The 14,286-nt window shown below is 72.6% G+C and carries 15 protein-coding genes; 8 read left to right on the forward strand and 7 right to left on the reverse strand.

The annotated features are described in order from the left end of the window. Positions 1-93: 93 nt before the first annotated feature. Positions 94-909 carry a phosphatase PAP2 family protein gene (locus ABZ565_RS05800; RefSeq protein WP_361020826.1) on the forward strand — a complete coding sequence of 272 codons (816 nt, stop codon included), beginning with the start codon at positions 94-96 and terminating at the stop codon, positions 907-909. Then, positions 906-1,841, forward strand: coding sequence for a hypothetical protein (locus ABZ565_RS05805; protein ID WP_361020828.1), 936 nt, complete (start codon positions 906-908; stop codon positions 1,839-1,841). The genes ABZ565_RS05800 and ABZ565_RS05805 overlap by 4 nt, the downstream gene beginning before the upstream one ends. A 32-nt stretch (positions 1,842-1,873) precedes the next feature. Here ABZ565_RS05805 and ABZ565_RS05810 read toward each other — a convergent pair whose 3' ends face one another. Both ABZ565_RS05810 and ABZ565_RS05815 read right to left on the reverse strand, forming a co-directional pair. Then, positions 1,874-2,410: a PadR family transcriptional regulator gene (locus tag ABZ565_RS05810; RefSeq protein ID WP_361020830.1), complete on the reverse strand. Its 537-nt coding sequence runs from the start codon at positions 2,408-2,410 to the stop codon at positions 1,874-1,876. A gap of 43 nt (positions 2,411-2,453) precedes the next feature. After that, complete coding sequence (locus ABZ565_RS05815; RefSeq protein ID WP_361020832.1) at positions 2,454-4,469, reverse strand: NADPH-dependent 2,4-dienoyl-CoA reductase; 2,016 nt, start codon at positions 4,467-4,469, stop codon at positions 2,454-2,456. 234 nt (positions 4,470-4,703) lie between these two features. On the opposite strand from ABZ565_RS05815, the gene ABZ565_RS05820 reads away from it, so the two are divergent. Next, complete coding sequence (locus ABZ565_RS05820; protein WP_361020834.1) at positions 4,704-5,228, forward strand: DoxX family membrane protein; 525 nt, start codon at positions 4,704-4,706, stop codon at positions 5,226-5,228. 46 nt (positions 5,229-5,274) lie between these two features. Here ABZ565_RS05820 and ABZ565_RS05825 read toward each other — a convergent pair whose 3' ends face one another. Next, the gene (locus ABZ565_RS05825) at positions 5,275-6,909 is read right to left on the reverse strand and encodes an FAD-dependent oxidoreductase (RefSeq protein WP_361020836.1); all 1,635 of its coding nucleotides are present in this window, start codon (positions 6,907-6,909) and stop codon (positions 5,275-5,277) included. A gap of 25 nt (positions 6,910-6,934) precedes the next feature. Further along, positions 6,935-7,849, reverse strand: a complete 915-nt coding sequence (locus ABZ565_RS05830; protein WP_361020838.1) for a diiron oxygenase — start codon at positions 7,847-7,849, stop codon at positions 6,935-6,937. A gap of 620 nt (positions 7,850-8,469) precedes the next feature. Between ABZ565_RS05830 and ABZ565_RS05835 the strand changes: the two genes are divergently transcribed. From ABZ565_RS05835 to ABZ565_RS05855, 5 genes are all read left to right on the forward strand, one after another. Continuing rightward, complete coding sequence (locus ABZ565_RS05835; protein WP_361020840.1) at positions 8,470-10,029, forward strand: pectate lyase; 1,560 nt, start codon at positions 8,470-8,472, stop codon at positions 10,027-10,029. Between the two features lie 98 nt (positions 10,030-10,127). Beyond that, positions 10,128-11,177, forward strand: coding sequence for a YihY/virulence factor BrkB family protein (locus tag ABZ565_RS05840; protein ID WP_361020842.1), 1,050 nt, complete (start codon positions 10,128-10,130; stop codon positions 11,175-11,177). Between the two features lie 120 nt (positions 11,178-11,297). After that, entirely contained in the window at positions 11,298-11,711 is a 414-nt protein-coding gene (locus tag ABZ565_RS05845; RefSeq protein WP_361020844.1) for a phage holin family protein, read from the forward strand. Then, entirely contained in the window at positions 11,708-12,175 is a 468-nt protein-coding gene (locus tag ABZ565_RS05850; RefSeq protein ID WP_361020846.1) for a DUF3618 domain-containing protein, read from the forward strand. The genes ABZ565_RS05845 and ABZ565_RS05850 overlap by 4 nt, the downstream gene beginning before the upstream one ends. Continuing rightward, positions 12,172-12,438 carry a DUF4235 domain-containing protein gene (locus ABZ565_RS05855; RefSeq protein ID WP_361020848.1) on the forward strand — a complete coding sequence of 89 codons (267 nt, stop codon included), beginning with the start codon at positions 12,172-12,174 and terminating at the stop codon, positions 12,436-12,438. The genes ABZ565_RS05850 and ABZ565_RS05855 overlap by 4 nt, the downstream gene beginning before the upstream one ends. 67 nt (positions 12,439-12,505) lie before the next feature. Here the strand turns inward: ABZ565_RS05855 and ABZ565_RS05860 are convergent, their stop codons facing one another. Genes ABZ565_RS05860 through ABZ565_RS05870 form a run of 3 tightly spaced genes read right to left on the reverse strand, consistent with a single transcriptional unit; the run spans position 12,506 to position 14,207 of the window. Continuing rightward, positions 12,506-13,264 (reverse strand): metallophosphoesterase, encoded by a 759-nt coding sequence (locus tag ABZ565_RS05860; protein ID WP_361020850.1) that lies wholly within the window; start codon positions 13,262-13,264, stop codon positions 12,506-12,508. Further along, positions 13,261-13,515, reverse strand: a complete 255-nt coding sequence (locus tag ABZ565_RS05865; protein WP_361020852.1) for a hypothetical protein — start codon at positions 13,513-13,515, stop codon at positions 13,261-13,263. Before ABZ565_RS05865 ends, ABZ565_RS05860 begins: the two co-directional genes overlap by 4 nt. Further along, positions 13,512-14,207 carry a hypothetical protein gene (locus ABZ565_RS05870; RefSeq protein WP_361020854.1) on the reverse strand — a complete coding sequence of 232 codons (696 nt, stop codon included), beginning with the start codon at positions 14,205-14,207 and terminating at the stop codon, positions 13,512-13,514. The genes ABZ565_RS05865 and ABZ565_RS05870 overlap by 4 nt, the downstream gene beginning before the upstream one ends. Positions 14,208-14,286 lie beyond the last annotated feature (79 nt).

A 14,286-nucleotide genomic window follows, 5' to 3' on the forward strand; every position in this document is an offset into this window, starting at 1 on the left:
ATACGCCAGTGTACCGATACGCCGACGTATCGGTACACTGGCGTATCGATAAGGGCGGACGACCGCCGAGGAGCATCAGCGAAGGGGCACCGGATGAGGTACGCCGGCAACACGCCCGCCGATCGGAAGCCGGACACGTATGCCCGCCCGCCCCTGGTCCGCGAGCTTCTGCTCGTCGTCGGGCTCTTCCTGATCTACAAGCTCGGCCGCCAGGCGGCCAACGGCCATGTGGACGAGGCGTTCCGCAACGCGGGCCACGTCTGGGACGTCGAGCGCGCCGTGCACCTGCCCGGCGAGGGCGCCGTCCAGGGCCTGCTGCTGCACGACGAGTCGCTGATCCACCTGGCGAACACCTACTACGCGACCGTGCACTTCCCGGCCACGCTGCTCTTCCTCGTCTGGCTCTACTGGCGCAGCCCCCGCCACTACGTCTGGGCACGCCGGGTCCTCGCCGCGCTCACCGGCGCCGCGCTCGCCCTGCACCTGCTCTTCCCGCTCGCCCCGCCGCGCCTGCTCGCCGCCGCCCACCTCGTGGACACCGGCCGGGTGTACGGACCTTCGGTGTACGGGGCGCAGCCGGCCACCGACTCCATGGCCAACCAGTTCGCCGCGATGCCCTCGCTGCACTTCGGCTGGGCCGTCATGGTCGGCGCCGGGCTGGTCGTCGCGACCCGCTCCCGGTGGCGCTGGCTGTGGCTGCTGCACCCCGCGATCACGCTGTTCGTCATCGTCGCCACCGCCAACCACTACTGGCTCGACTCGATCGTGGTGGCCGCGCTGCTCTCCGTATCACTCGCCGCGCTCCGCCTCCCGCGCGCCGAACCGGTCCGCCCGCCGCAGCCGTGGCCGTCCGTCGTACGGCAGCGGGAGCACGCCGCCGCGTACGCCGCCTCCGGGGCGCACCGGTGAACGCCACCCTCGCGGCCGTCGCGCTCTCCCTCGTCTCCGCCGCCGCCTACGCCGCCGCGGCGGTCGCCCAGGCCCGGCTGGCCGGCCGCACCGCGCCCGGCACCGGCACGCTCCGGCTCCTCGGGCGCGGCGCCTGGTGGTGCGCGGTCGGCCTGAACGCGGGCGGTGCGCTGCTGCATGTGGCCGCCCTGAAGTACGGCCCGCTCACCCTGGTCCAGCCGCTCGGCGCGCTGACCCTGGTCGCGGCCGTCCCGCTCGGCGCCCGGGCCGCGGGCCGCCGGGTCACGGTCACCGAGTGGCGCGGCACGCTCCTGACCCTGCTCGGCCTCGGCGCCCTGCTCCTGACGGCGGGCGGCGCTGCCCCGCACGAGACCCTGACCATGACCGAGGCGCTGGCCGTGGGCGCCGGGACCATGGCGCTCGTCGCCGGGCTCAGCCGCCCCGGCGCCCGCCCCGGCCTGCGGCACGCCGCGGCTTCGGGCATCACGTCCGGCGTCGCCTCCGCGCTCACCCAGACCCTCACCGTCGCGGTGACCGACCACACCGGACCGCTGCTCGACGCGCGCCTGGTGGTCGTCGCCGTGCTGGTCTCCGCCTTCGCGATGGGCGGGCTGCTGCTCTCCCAGACCGCCTACCGGGGCGGGCTCGGGGCCCCGCTCGCCGTCGTCACCCTCGCCAACCCGGTCGCCGCCGCGGCCATCGGCCTGGCGCTGCTGGGGGAGCGGTTCCAGGGCGGACCGGCCGGTTTGGTCCCGGCGCTGCTCGGCACGGTGGCGGCGGTCCGGGGCGTGGTCCTGCTCACCCGGGCCCACGCGCAGACAGCGCCTGCGGTGGCCGGTGCCCCGACGGCCGGGCCGTCGCGGGTGGTCATCAGCAGCCCGCGCGTCGTGCGCCGCGAACAGCGCCGCCGGGTGGGTGCGGGGCGCCACTGATTTCGTACGCGGTACGAGTGGCGGGGCGCCCCTCACGCCGGCTTCGGGTAGTCCTCCAGCGCGCGGGTGATCCACCCGATCCAGAAGTTCTCCAGGTCGATGCCGCCCCGCAGCACCAGGTGCCGCAGCCGGTCCCCGGGTGTGTCCCGCTCCGGCGGAAAGTCCCGGATCTCGATCTCCCGGTACTCCGCCAGCTGCCGCCGGTGGAGTTCCAGATGGCGGCGCAGCTCCGCGTCGAGGCCGGGCGCCCCGACGACTGCCGCCGCCCGCATGCGCAACAGCAGCGGATCGCGGACCTGCTTGGGGTCCTCCTGCCGGGCGACCCACGCGGACAGCGCCTCGCGGCCCGCCGGCAGCACCTCGTACTCCTTCTTCTGCCCCCGGGCCGGCTGCGCGGGCTCCAGTGCCCTGATCTGCCCGGCCTGCTCCAGCTTGCCCAGCTCGCGGTAGATCTGCTGGTGCGTCGCCGACCAGAAGTAGCCGATCGACCGGTCGAACCTGCGGGTCAGCTCAAGCCCCGACGAGGGTTTCTCCAGCAGGGCGGTGAGGATCGCGTGCGGCAGTGACATGGAGTGCATCCTAGGGACGGCCGGGCAGGCCCGGCCGTCCGGTTCAGAGGGCGGCGGCCAGCTTCGTGCCCTGCCGGATCGCGCGCTTGGCGTCCAGCTCGGCCGCGACGTCGGCGCCCCCGATCAGATGCGCGCCGCGGCCGGCGGCGAGCAGTTCCTCGTACAGGTCCCGGCGCGGGTCCTGCCCGGCGCAGAGCACGATCGTGTCGACCGGCAGTACGTGCCGCTCGTCGCCGACCGTGAGGTGCAGGCCTTCGTCGTCGATCCGGTCGTACGTGACGCCGGCGGTCATCGTGACCCCGCGGTGGCGCAGTTCGGTGCGGTGGATCCAGCCGGTGGTCTTGCCGAGGCCCGCGCCGACCTTGCTGGTCTTGCGCTGGAGGAGATGGACGGTGCGCGTGGTCTTCGGGCGCTCCGGGGCCGCGAGGCCGCCGCGCCCCCGGTACTCGGTGTCGACGCCCCACTGACGGAAGAACACCTCCGGGTCGAGGCTCGCCTCCTCGCCGCCGTCCGTCAGGAACTCCGCCACGTCGAAGCCGATCCCGCCCGCCCCGACCAGCGCGACACGGTCGCCGACCGGTGCGCCGTGGCGCAGCACGTCGAGGTAGCTGACGACGCTCGGGTGGTCGATGCCGGGGATCGCGGGCGTGCGGGGCGTGACCCCGGTGGCCACCACGACCTCGTCGTATCCGTCGAGGTCTCCGGCGCCGACCGGGGTGTCCAGCCGCAGCGTGACCTTCTCCTCCGTGAGCCGGGTGCGGAAGTAGCGCAGCGTCTCGTTGAACTCCTCCTTGCCGGGGACCCGGCGGGCCACGTTCAGCTGACCGCCGATCTCGTCGGCGGCGTCGAAGAGCGTCACGTCATGGCCCCGCTCGGCGGCCGTGACCGCGCAGGCAAGACCGGCGGGTCCGGCGCCGACGACGGCGACGCGCTTGCGGGTGCGGGTCGGCGACAGGACGAGTTCCGTCTCGTGGCAGGCGCGCGGATTGACCAGGCAGGAGGTGACCTTGCCGCTGAAGATGTGGTCCAGGCACGCCTGGTTGCAGCCGATGCAGGTGTTGATCGCGTCCGCGCGGCCCGCCGCCGCCTTCGCGACGAAGTCCGGGTCGGCGAGGAACGGGCGGGCCATCGACACCATGTCCGCGCGGCCCGACGCGAGAACCCGCTCGGCCACCTCGGGGGTGTTGATGCGGTTGCTCGTCACCAGCGGTACGGAGACGGCCCCGCGCACCTTCTCGGTGACCCAGGTGAACGCGGCCCGGGGCACCGAGGTCGCGATGGTGGGGATGCGGGCCTCGTGCCACCCGATGCCGGTGTTGATGATCGTCGCGCCGGCCGCCTCGATCTCCCGGGCCAGCCGCACGACCTCGTCCAGGGACGAGCCGCCGGGCACCAGGTCCAGCATCGAGAGCCGGTAGATGATGATGAAGTCGTCGCCGACCCGCTCGCGGACCCGGCGCACGATCTCGACGGGGAAGCGGATGCGGTTCTCGTACGAGCCGCCCCAGCGGTCCTCGCGGTGGTTGGTCGCCGAGGCGATGAACTCGTTGATCAGATAGCCCTCGGAGCCCATGATCTCGACGCCGTCGTACCCCGCGCCGCGGGCCAGCGCCGCCGCCGTCACGAAGTCCTCGATCGTCGCCTCGACCTCGTCGTCGGTCAGGGCGTGCGGCGTGAACGCGCTGATCGGCGCCTGGAGCGCGCTCGGCGCCACCAGGCCCGGGTGGTGCGCGTACCGGCCGAAATGCAGGATCTGCATGGCGATCCGGCCGCCCGCCTCGTGCACCGCCGAGGTCACCCGGGCGTGCTCGGCCGCCTCCGCCTCGGTGGTCATCTTCGCCCCGCCGGGGAAGGAGCAGCCCCGCTCGTCGGGTGCGATGCCGCCGGTGACCATGAGGCCGACCCCGCCCCGGGCGCGCTCGGCGTAGAAGGCCGCCATGCGCTCGAAGCCGTTCTCGACCTCTTCCAGGCCGACGTGCATCGACCCCATCAGGACCCTGTTCGGCAGGGTGGTGAACCCCAGGTCGAGCGGGTTCAGAAGGTGCGGATACGGGCTCATGCGGCGGCTCCTCGCTGTGGCGTCGCCCCAGTTCTAAACCACCGCCGCGCCATTGTGCAACAAGTTGCACAATGGCATTCGTTGCACTGTGTCACGGCTCACGCCCCGGGGTGAGCCACCCGGATGGAGTAACACCGCGGTCCGCGGGTGCCGCGGGGCGCGGAGAGTGGTGTCGTACGGAATCGAGGGGCCCGCGCCGTCGGGGCGGGGCCCCGGAACCCACCGGAGACCCCCATGGGCTGCGTCAACCGTCACGACCTCGGTCTGCTCGTCCTGCGCGTCGGCACCGGCGCGGTGCTCGCCGCGCACGGAGCCCAGAAGCTCGTCGGCTGGTTCGGCGGCGGGGGAGTCGAGGGGACCACCGCCGCGATGGAGGCGATGGGCTTCCACCCGCCGAAGCACAGCGCGATCGCCGCCGGGCTCGGCGAGGCGGGCGGCGGCGTGCTGCTCGCCCTGGGCCTGGCCACACCGGCCGCCGGCGCGGCGGCGGCCGGTGCGATGGCGGGCGCGGTGGCCGTCCACGCACCCGCGGGCTTCTTCGCGCAGGGCGGCGGTTACGAGTACCCGGCGTTCCTCGGCTTCACCGCCGCCGCGATCGGCCTGACCGGCCCCGGCCGCTACTCCGTCGACCACGCGACCGGGCACGCGTTCAACCAGGCGTGGACGGTCGCACTCGCCTTCGCCGGCAGCGCGGCGGCGGCCGCGGCGGTGGTCGGCCGGCGGGCCCGGGCCCAGGTGCCGGAGCCGGAGGAGTTCTGAGCGGGGGCGCCACCCCGAAGCGGCGCCCCCCCAGCGGCACGTCGCCCTAGCGGCGCCCCTTCGACGCCGCGACCAGCTCCGGGATCGTGCCGAACTTCACCCGGGGGCGGCCCCCGTCCCGGCCCCGCGCCCGCTCGGCCCGGTCGATCGCGGCCAGACCCCGGGCGTCGACCACCTGGCGGGCGCGGCCACGGACCAGCCGCCCGAACGCCTTCACGGGGTGGGCCGGGGAGGGGAGCGCGCCGGCGACCGCGTCCGCGAGCAGCGTGCCGACCGTCTCGGCGGCGCAGGTGCGGTTGGCGCCGATACCCCCGGAGGGCCCCCGCTTGATCCAGCCGACGACATAGGTGCCGGGCATCCCCGCCACCCTGCCGCCCTCGTGCGGCACCGTGCCGCTCGCCTCGTCGAAGGGCAGACCGGGAAGGGCCAGGCCCCGGTAGCCGATGGCCCTCAGGAACAGCTGCGCCGGTATCGCGGACTCGCCCCCGTCCGCCGTGACCCGGACGCCCGCCACGTCGTCCCGGCCGGTGATCTCCACAGGCGACGAGTGGAAGCGGAGCACGATGCGCCGCCCCCCGGCGGGCGGGTTCGTCCAGTCCACGCGCTCCCGGCGGACCCCCCGCAGCACCGCGGCCGCGGTGCCGGACGCCGCACCCTCGATCGCGGGGCCGATGCGCGGATCGTGGTCGTCCACCACCAGTTCCACACCCGGCAGATGCTTGAGCGCGAGCAGTTCGGACGACGTGCAGGCGGCGTCCTCGGGACCGCGCCGCCCGAGCAGCACGACCTCGCGCACCCCGGAGCCGCGCAGCGCGGCCAGCGCGTGGTCGGCGATGTCGGTGCCCGCGAGTTCCGCCGGGTCCGCGACGAGGATGCGCGCCACGTCGAGCGCCACGTTGCCGTTCCCCGCGACGACCACCCGCTCGGCCCGCGACAGGTCCACGGCGTCCGGCGCCACCTCGGGGTGCGCGTTGTACCAGGAGACGAACGAGGTCGCCGCGATGCTCGACGGCAGGTCCTCGCCCGGGACGGCGAGTCGGCGGTCGGCGCCGGCCCCGACCGCGTAGATCACCGCGTCGTGGTGCGCGGACAGCTCCTCGGCGGAGATGTGCGTACCGACCTCGACGCCGAGGTGCATCCGCACCCGGGGGTGGGCGTGGAACCGTGCGAAGGTCTCGCCGACCCCCTTCGTCCCCGGGTGGTCCGGCGCGACGCCGTACCGGACGAGCCCGCCGGCCACCGGAAGCCGGTCGATCAGGGTCACCTCGGCGTTGGTGTGCAGCAGCAGGTCCTCGGCCGCGTACATCCCGGCGGGCCCGGTGCCGACGACCGCGACGCGGATCGGCGCGAAGTCGGACGGCAGGCTGCGCGTGAACGAAGGGGCGCCCCAGGCATGGAAGTTGGGCCCGGTGGCGGGCTCCGGCCGCCGGTCCGCGTAGTAGGCCGCGTTGATGGCGGCGTACTCCTTGCGCGCCCCGAAGAGGCTGTCCACCGGGAAGATAGCGTCCACCGGGCAGGCGTCGGCGCAGGCCCCGCAGTCGATGCAGGTCTCCGGGTCGACGTACAGCATCTCCGTACGGCCGAAGTCCCGCTCCTCCGGCGTCGGGTGGATGCAGTTCACGGGGCACACGGCGATACAGGTGGCGTCGTTGCAGCAGGTCTGGGTGATGGCGTAGGTCATGGTCGGCTCGGGCTCTCGGCTCGGGTCAGATCAGGTCGGCGCGCTTGTAGAAGAACAGGGCCGGCTTCGTCAGCAGACGGGCCGAGGCCAGGAACTCCATCAGCCCCGAACAGCTCGACCGCATCAGGGACTTGTGGTGCTCGTTGGTCTTCGCCTCGGCCCGCGCCCGGGCGCCGTCCAGGCCGGCGTTCGCGTAGACGTCCCGGTTCACCATGCTGGTGACGATGTAGTACGAGGCGATCGCGACGACGAGCGCGTTGAGGTGGCGGCGCACCGGGCCCGCGTCGCGCAGGCGCCTGCGGGTCTCGTCGCGGGCGAACTTCATGTGGCGGGACTCCTCCACCACATGGATGTTGTTGATCGTGCGGACGAACGGCGCGACGCGCTCGTCGCGCATCCAGTCGCGCTGCATCACGTCGAGCACCTCCTCCGCCACGAGGATCGCCGCGTACGCCGCCTCGCCGAAGGCCAGGGTCTTGAAGGCGCGGCCCAGTTCGAGCACCGGGCGGCGCGGCCGGTAGGCCGGTGCGCCCAGCTTCGCCGCGCCCCGGGCGAACATGATCGAGTGCCGGCACTCGTCGGCGACCTCGGTCAGGGCCCACTGGAAGCGCGGGTCGGTCGGGTCCTTGGCGTACATGTCGCGCAGCACCATCTGCTGGAGGATCATCTCGAACCAGATGCCGGTGCTGGCGACGGAAGCGGCCTCCTGGCGGGTCAGTGCTTTTCGTTGATCCTCCGTCAACTCGCCCCAGTACGCGGTGCCGTAGAGCGTGCTCCACTCGGGACTCGCCCCGTGGTGGTCCGTGTCCAGGGGGGTGTTCCAGTCCACCTCGGTGGCAGGGTCGTACGACAGCTTCGCGGACGAATCGAGCAGGCGCCGGGCGACGTCCCGCTCGGCGGCCCGGTCCTGGTCCTCCGGCCGGACGGTGCTGCTTGCCATGCTGCGGCTCCTTGACTCGAGAGATCGACCCCGGCGCCGTCCGGCCCTCATCGTGTACGGCCCGGTGAGATCGCCGGCCGTCGGACGCCGCCCTCGCTTGTTAGACGCGGCGTCTAGCAAGCTGTTAGACGGAAGGTATAGCAAGAGCCGCGCGCCCACTACCCCCGCGTAGGAAATTGCCACGTTCTCTCCACGGTGCGGGCGGGCTCGCGGAGTTGGTGCGGCCCTGGGCCCGGCGGCCCGGCCGGTGCGCCGGGCACGCCCCCGGGCTCCCCGGCGTCCGGTTCGTGGTCACCGGCGCCGTCCAGCCGGTTGTCCGGGCGGGGAGGGGGTCCGCCGTCGTTACGACCCGGTTGGGCCGTGAACGTCACGGTCTTGTCGTGCCCAAATCAAGAAAGCGCCTTCTTTCGACGTTCACATCCTTGTCCTCTCCTCATCGACGTGCCTATTCTCTGCGTTCAGAAAGCGCTTTCCCCCTCTGTGAGTCGCACGACGGCAGGCGTCACACCGCGGCACGACCCGCGGACTGCCCGCACCACCGCGGTACGCGGAACCGGCTCCCGGCACACATCCGCGCACGCGCTCCAGCACCCGTGAACCGACGACGAATGGGAACGAACATGAGGCGACCAGTCGCGCTGCGACTCTCCGCGGCGCTGTCCACGATGGCCCTGGCGGCCGCGGCCGGAGCGGTCCTGACGATGCCCGAGGCATCCGCCGCCGTCGCGGGCGGGGCCACGGGCTACGCGAGCCAGAACGGCGGTACCACCGGCGGCGCGGGCGGGCAGACCGTACGGGCCACCACCGGGACCCAGATCCACCAGGCCCTGTGCGGCCGGGCCAGCAGCAGCACCCCGATCACCATCGAGGTCGAGGGCACCATCAACCACGCCAACACCGCCAAGGTGTCCGGCGACAGCTGCAACACGGCGGCCGGTGTCATCGAGCTCAAGCAGATCAGCAACGTCACCATCGTGGGCGTCGGCAGCGGGGCCGTCTTCGACCAACTGGGCATCCACATCCGCCAGTCCAGCAACATCATCATCCAGAACGTGACCGTCAAGAACGTCAAGAAGTCCGGCTCGCCCACCTCCAACGGCGGCGACGCCATCGGCATGGAGAGCGACGTCCGCAACGTCTGGGTCGACCACGCGACCCTGGAGGCGTCCGGCGGCGAGGACGACGGGTTCGACGGCCTCTTCGACATGAAGGACAACACCCAGTACGTGACGCTGTCGTACAGCACCCTGCGCAACTCCGGCCGGGGCGGCCTCATCGGGTCCAGCGAGACCCAGCTCGACAACGGCTACGTCACGTTCCACCACAACCTGTACGAGAACGTCGACTCCCGCACACCGCTGCTGCGCGGCGGGACCGCCCACATCTACAACAACTACTACGTGAAGCTGAACAAATCCGGGATCAACTCCCGGGCCGGCGCCCACGCCAAGGTGGACAACAACTACTTCAAGGACTCCAAGGACGTCCTGGGCACCTTCTACACCGACGCCACCGGGTACTGGCAGGTCAGCGGCAACATCTTCGACAACATCACCTGGTCCGAGCCCGGCGAGGAGAACCACCCGGCCGGCCCGAACCCGCAGTCCAACACCTCGGTCAGCATCCCCTACGCGTACACCCTCGACGACGCCTCCTGCGTGCCGGCCATCGTGACCAGCACGGCGGGCGCCGGCAAGGGACTCAAGGTCTCGGACGGCGACTGCTCCACGACCACCCCGACGCCGGACCCGACCGACCCCACCCCGGACCCGACCGACCCGACGCCGGACCCGACCGACCCGACCACGCCCACCGGCACCAACCTCAGCCTCGGCGCGGGCTCGGACGGCTCCAGCAAGGCGAGCGGAACCAGCTACGGCAGCGTGCGCGACGGTGACCTGAGCACCTACTGGTCGCCCTCCGGCACGACCGGCTCCATCTCCGTCAAGTGGGGCTCCGCCACCACCGTCTCCTCCGTCAACATCCGCGAGGCCGCGGGCGCCCAGGGCGTCATCGGCGCCTGGCGGCTGCTGAACGCCGACACCGGTGCGGTGCTCAAGACCGGCAGCGGAGCCGGCACGATCTCCATCCCGGCCACGTCCCTGAGCAAGATCACCTTCGAGATCACCTCGGCCAGTGGCACACCGAGGATCGCCGAGTTCGAGACGTACGCGGGATAGCGGCCCCTCCCGCACAGCCGGGCCGGTCCGGGGAGCACCACCTCCCCGGACCGGCCCTTTGCACACATGAGTACCGCTCGGCGGGCAAACCGCACCGTATGAAGCGGACACCACACCCCGGCACCGGCCGGGAAGAACACCACCACGGCGGCGACGTACCCGCACCGGACGTGGGACCCGGCGAGGAAGTGGAGGAGCGGGCCCCCGACGAGCCGACCGAACTGAGCGGCCGGTCCTGGCTCGCCGTGCTGCGCTCCACCGCGAAAGAGTTCAAGGACGACGAACTCGCCGACCGGGCCGCCGCGCTCACCTACTACGGAGTCCTGTCGCTGTTCCCGGCGCTCCTGGTGCTGGTGTCCCTGCTGGGCATCGCGGGGGAGTCCGCCACCCGGCGGGTCATGGAGAACCTGCGCGAACTGGCGCCCGGCTCGGCCCGCGACATCCTCACCGACGCGGTGAGCCGGCTCCAGGGAAACGCCGGAGTCGGGTCCGTCATGGCCGTCGTCGGGCTGGCGGTCGCCGTCTGGTCGGCCTCCGGGTACATCGCCGCGTTCATCCGCACATCGAACGCCGTCTACGACCTGCCGGAGGGCCGGCCGGTCTGGAAGATCCTGCCGCTGCGCCTCGCCCTGACCGTGACGCTGATGGTTCTCGCCTGCGCCAGCGCGCTCATCGTCGTCTTCTCGGGCGCCCTCGCCCGGCAGGCGGGCACCGCCCTCGGCATCGGCGAAACCGCGCTCACCGTGTGGTCGATCGCCAAATGGCCGGTCCTGGTGCTCCTGGTCGTCGTCATGATCGCGCTGCTGTACTGGGCCGCCCCGAACGCCAAGGGGCGCGGCTTCCGGTGGATCACCCCGGGCAGCTTCCTGGCGCTGCTGGTCTGGCTCGCCGCGTCGGCCGGCTTCGCGTTCTACGTCGCGAACTTCGCCTCGTACAGCAAGACCTACGGCGCCCTCGCGGGCGTCGTCGTGTTCCTCGTGTGGCTGTGGATCACCAACCTCGCGATCCTGCTCGGCCTCGAATTCGACGCGGAGATGGCGCGTCGGCGCGCCATCGCCGGCGGACTGCCCGAGGACGAGGAGCCGTACGTGGCGCCCCGCGACACCCGTGCCTGGAGCGAGGAGGACCGTCGCCGGATGGAGGAATGAACAGGGTGGTATCCGGGCGGTCACAGGGTAGCCGTGCCAGGACCGGCACACGCGTCGCTGCGCCGGACGGATGGGCGCGGCCCGCGATTCGGACGATCGAGGAAGGCAAGGTGACCTCGTATGAGCACCATGGAGCGTCAGGCCCACGCCACCGACGAGTCGGTGAACGTGCTGGTTTCGCGTGCCTCGCAGCAGATCTCGGAGCTGGTCCGCGACGAGATGCGGCTCGCCCGGGCGGAAATGACCCGGAAGGGCAGGCGGTACGGCAAGGGCGGCGGCCTCTTCGGCGCCGCCGGCCTGCTGGGCTTCCTGACGGCCCAGGCCCTGGTGGCGACGTGCATCGCCGCCCTCGCGTCGGTGCTGCCGGTGTGGGCGGCGGCCCTGGTCGTCACGGCGGTGCTGGCGGTCGTGGCCGCCGTCGCCGCCCTGGCGGGTAAGCGGCAGTTCGCCGAGGCGGGGACGCCGGCACCCGGGCAGACCATCGACAGCGTCAAGGCCGATGTGGCAGAGATCAAGGAAAAGGCACACCGATGACCGACACACACCGGACGGACGACGGAGACCCCACCCCCGAGGACCTGCGCAGGCAGGTCGAGCACACCCGTGACGAGCTCGGGATGACCGTGGAGGCGCTGGCCGCCAAGGCCGACATCAAGGCGCAGGCGAAGGAGAGGACGACCGCTGTGAAGCAGCAGACCGCGGAGAAGGCCGCCCTGGCCACCGGCCAGGTACGCGACAAGGCGGCACTGGTCGCCCAGAAGCTGAGGGAACGCACGCCCGACCCCCTCCTGGAGAAGACGGCACAGGCCGCCGCCCAGGTACGCGAGAGCGCGGCCAGGGCCGGACAGTACGCGGCGGACAAGGCGCCCGAACCCCTGCGGGACACCGCGGGCCAGGCCGCCACCGCGGCGCGCACCCACCGCACGCCGCTGCTCGCGGCCGGGGCGCTGATCGTCGCGGTCATGCTCGTCCGCCGCGGCCGGGGCCACCGCCGGTGAACGCGGCCAAGATCGCCTACAAGCCGGTCGGCCTCGTCCTGGGCGCCGCGGGCGGCATGATCGCCGGCATGGCGTTCAAGCAGGTGTGGAAGGCCATCGAGGGCGAGGGCGACGCCCCCGACGCCATGGACGAGGACCGCCGCTGGAAGGAGATCCTGCTCGCCGCAGCCGTCCAGGGCGCGATCTTCGCCGTGGTGAAGGCGGCGATAGAGCGTTCCGGCGCGGTGACCGCCCGCCGCCTGACGGGCAGCTGGCCGGGCTGACGCGGCGAAGCGAAGCGGAGGGGGCCGGCGCCGTGTCACAGGCGCCGGCCCCCTCCGCGTACGGGACCTACCGGCTGCCGGCCGCTGCCTTCCCGCCGCTCCGGTCGCCGTGCAGGTGGTACACGTGGAACGCCTGGCGGATGACGGGCTGGGCGACATTGCGCACCGGGACGCCACCGCTGGTGATCCCGTGCTCGGTGCCCGCGTGCGCATGCCCGTGGACGGCCAGGTCCGCGCCCGCCGCGTCGATCGCCTCCGCCAGCAGATAGCTGCCCAGGAAGGGATAGATCTCCAGCGGCTCGCCCGCCAGCGTGTCCGGCACCGGCGCGAAGTGCGTCAGCGCGATGCGCTCCTCGCAGCCCTGCCCGGCCAGCTCCTCCAGCGAGGTCCGCAGCCCGTCGGCGCAGCGGCGGGTGTACCGGATGAACTCCTTCATCAGCGGCTCGCCGAACTCACCGCCGCTCCGCCCGGCGAACCCGCCGCCGAACCCCTTGGTGCCGGCGACCCCCACCCGCCGCCCCCCGGCCTCGATCACGGTGCCCTCGCCCTCCAGCACCCGTACACCCGCCTCGCGCAGGACGGCGGTGACCTCGTCGGGCCGTTCGTCGTGGTGGTCGTGGTTGCCGAGCACGGCGACGACCGGGACCGGGAGGCCGGTGACCTCGCGGGCGACGACCCGGGCCTCCTCCGGTGTGCCGTGGCGGGTGAGGTCACCGGCCAGGAGCAGCAGGTCCGCGCAGTCGCCCAGCGTCTCGAACGCGGGACGGAGGACCCCTTGACTCTCCGGGCCCATGTGGATGTCCCCGACGGCGGCGACGCGGATCATACGACCTCCTCCGGGTGGTCCGGGGCCGCCGCCTCGGCCACGACGACGTCGTAGCGGACCGTCAGCCCGGCCAGCTCGTCGCTGACCGTGTCCATCAGCTCCGCGCGGCAGTGGGCGGTGGGTACGGTGCCGATGACCGTCACGGACGAGCCCCGGTTCTCGATACGGATACCGAGGTCGGCCGTCTCCTCCGCGGCGAGCCGTTCCTTCAGATGGGCGATGCGGTACTCGATGTCCGGCGGGGCGTTCATCGTTCTCCTCCTTGCCCGGCGGCTTCCTGCCCGGTGGTTTCCTGCGCGGCGGCTTCCTTTGCGGTGATGACTCCGAGGCGTTCCAGCAGGTAGAGGAAGGCGCTCGGCATCGGCGACTCCCCGAACTCCCGGTGCAGCGCCGGCCAGTCGACCTTCTCGCGGAGCTGCCTGGCGATCGGCAGCACGGCGCCGAAGTCGCAGTGGTGCTCGGAGAAGGCGGCCAGCAGCGACCGCATCAGATCGGTCGGCGCCAGCACCGGCATGTGCACCGAGTCCACGGAGAGGTCCACGGCCCGGCCGAGCAGTCCGGGGCCGACGGGCCGGCCCCCGAGTTCATGGATGAGGTCGATGTCCTGGCCCAGACACTTGGCCTTGACCAGCCAGTCCTCGGGCGGCGTGAACACCGGAAGACCGGCCTTCTTCAGCGTCGCCGCGACCGCCTCCGTGTCCTCGGGCAGGACGCAGAAGTCCGCGTCGTGCTGGAGGTTCCCGGTCCCGCCGTGCGCGTAGACGGCGACGCTCCCGGCCAGGGCGAAGGCGTGCCCACCCCGCTTGAGGAGCACGGCGACCTGCTTGGCCGCCTCCAGGATGGCCTGGTTCAGGTCGGGCGGCAGCTCCTGCGCCGGGGCCTCGTGGTGCGCCGAGTCCCCGGCGGGCCGGTCGGGGGTGGTGTCCTTCGCGTTCCGTGTCACCTGCTGCTCCGTTCCCGGACGCCCGGCCGCCGCACCGGTCGGGCGGGCCGGCCGTCTCCGACGTTCCTGCCCAGGGAGA

Source organism: Streptomyces sp. NPDC016469, assembly GCF_040632905.1.
Lineage (GTDB): Bacteria > Actinomycetota > Actinomycetes > Streptomycetales > Streptomycetaceae > Streptomyces.

Bases quoted from the DNA above. Each gene is read 5' to 3' on its own strand.
- ABZ565_RS05800 (WP_361020826.1), top strand. From the start codon at position 94: ATGAGGTACGCCGGCAACACGCCCGCCGATCGGAAGCCGGACACGTAT.
- ABZ565_RS05810 (WP_361020830.1), bottom strand. From the start codon at position 2,410: ATGTCACTGCCGCACGCGATCCTCACCGCCCTGCTGGAGAAACCCTCG.
- ABZ565_RS05815 (WP_361020832.1), bottom strand. From the start codon at position 4,469: ATGAGCCCGTATCCGCACCTTCTGAACCCGCTCGACCTGGGGTTCACC.
- ABZ565_RS05820 (WP_361020834.1), top strand. From the start codon at position 4,704: ATGGGCTGCGTCAACCGTCACGACCTCGGTCTGCTCGTCCTGCGCGTC.
- ABZ565_RS05825 (WP_361020836.1), bottom strand. From the start codon at position 6,909: ATGACCTACGCCATCACCCAGACCTGCTGCAACGACGCCACCTGTATC.
- ABZ565_RS05830 (WP_361020838.1), bottom strand. From the start codon at position 7,849: ATGGCAAGCAGCACCGTCCGGCCGGAGGACCAGGACCGGGCCGCCGAG.
- ABZ565_RS05835 (WP_361020840.1), top strand. From the start codon at position 8,470: ATGAGGCGACCAGTCGCGCTGCGACTCTCCGCGGCGCTGTCCACGATG.
- ABZ565_RS05840 (WP_361020842.1), top strand. From the start codon at position 10,128: ATGAAGCGGACACCACACCCCGGCACCGGCCGGGAAGAACACCACCAC.
- ABZ565_RS05845 (WP_361020844.1), top strand. From the start codon at position 11,298: ATGAGCACCATGGAGCGTCAGGCCCACGCCACCGACGAGTCGGTGAAC.
- ABZ565_RS05850 (WP_361020846.1), top strand. From the start codon at position 11,708: ATGACCGACACACACCGGACGGACGACGGAGACCCCACCCCCGAGGAC.
- ABZ565_RS05860 (WP_361020850.1), bottom strand. From the start codon at position 13,264: ATGATCCGCGTCGCCGCCGTCGGGGACATCCACATGGGCCCGGAGAGT.
- ABZ565_RS05865 (WP_361020852.1), bottom strand. From the start codon at position 13,515: ATGAACGCCCCGCCGGACATCGAGTACCGCATCGCCCATCTGAAGGAA.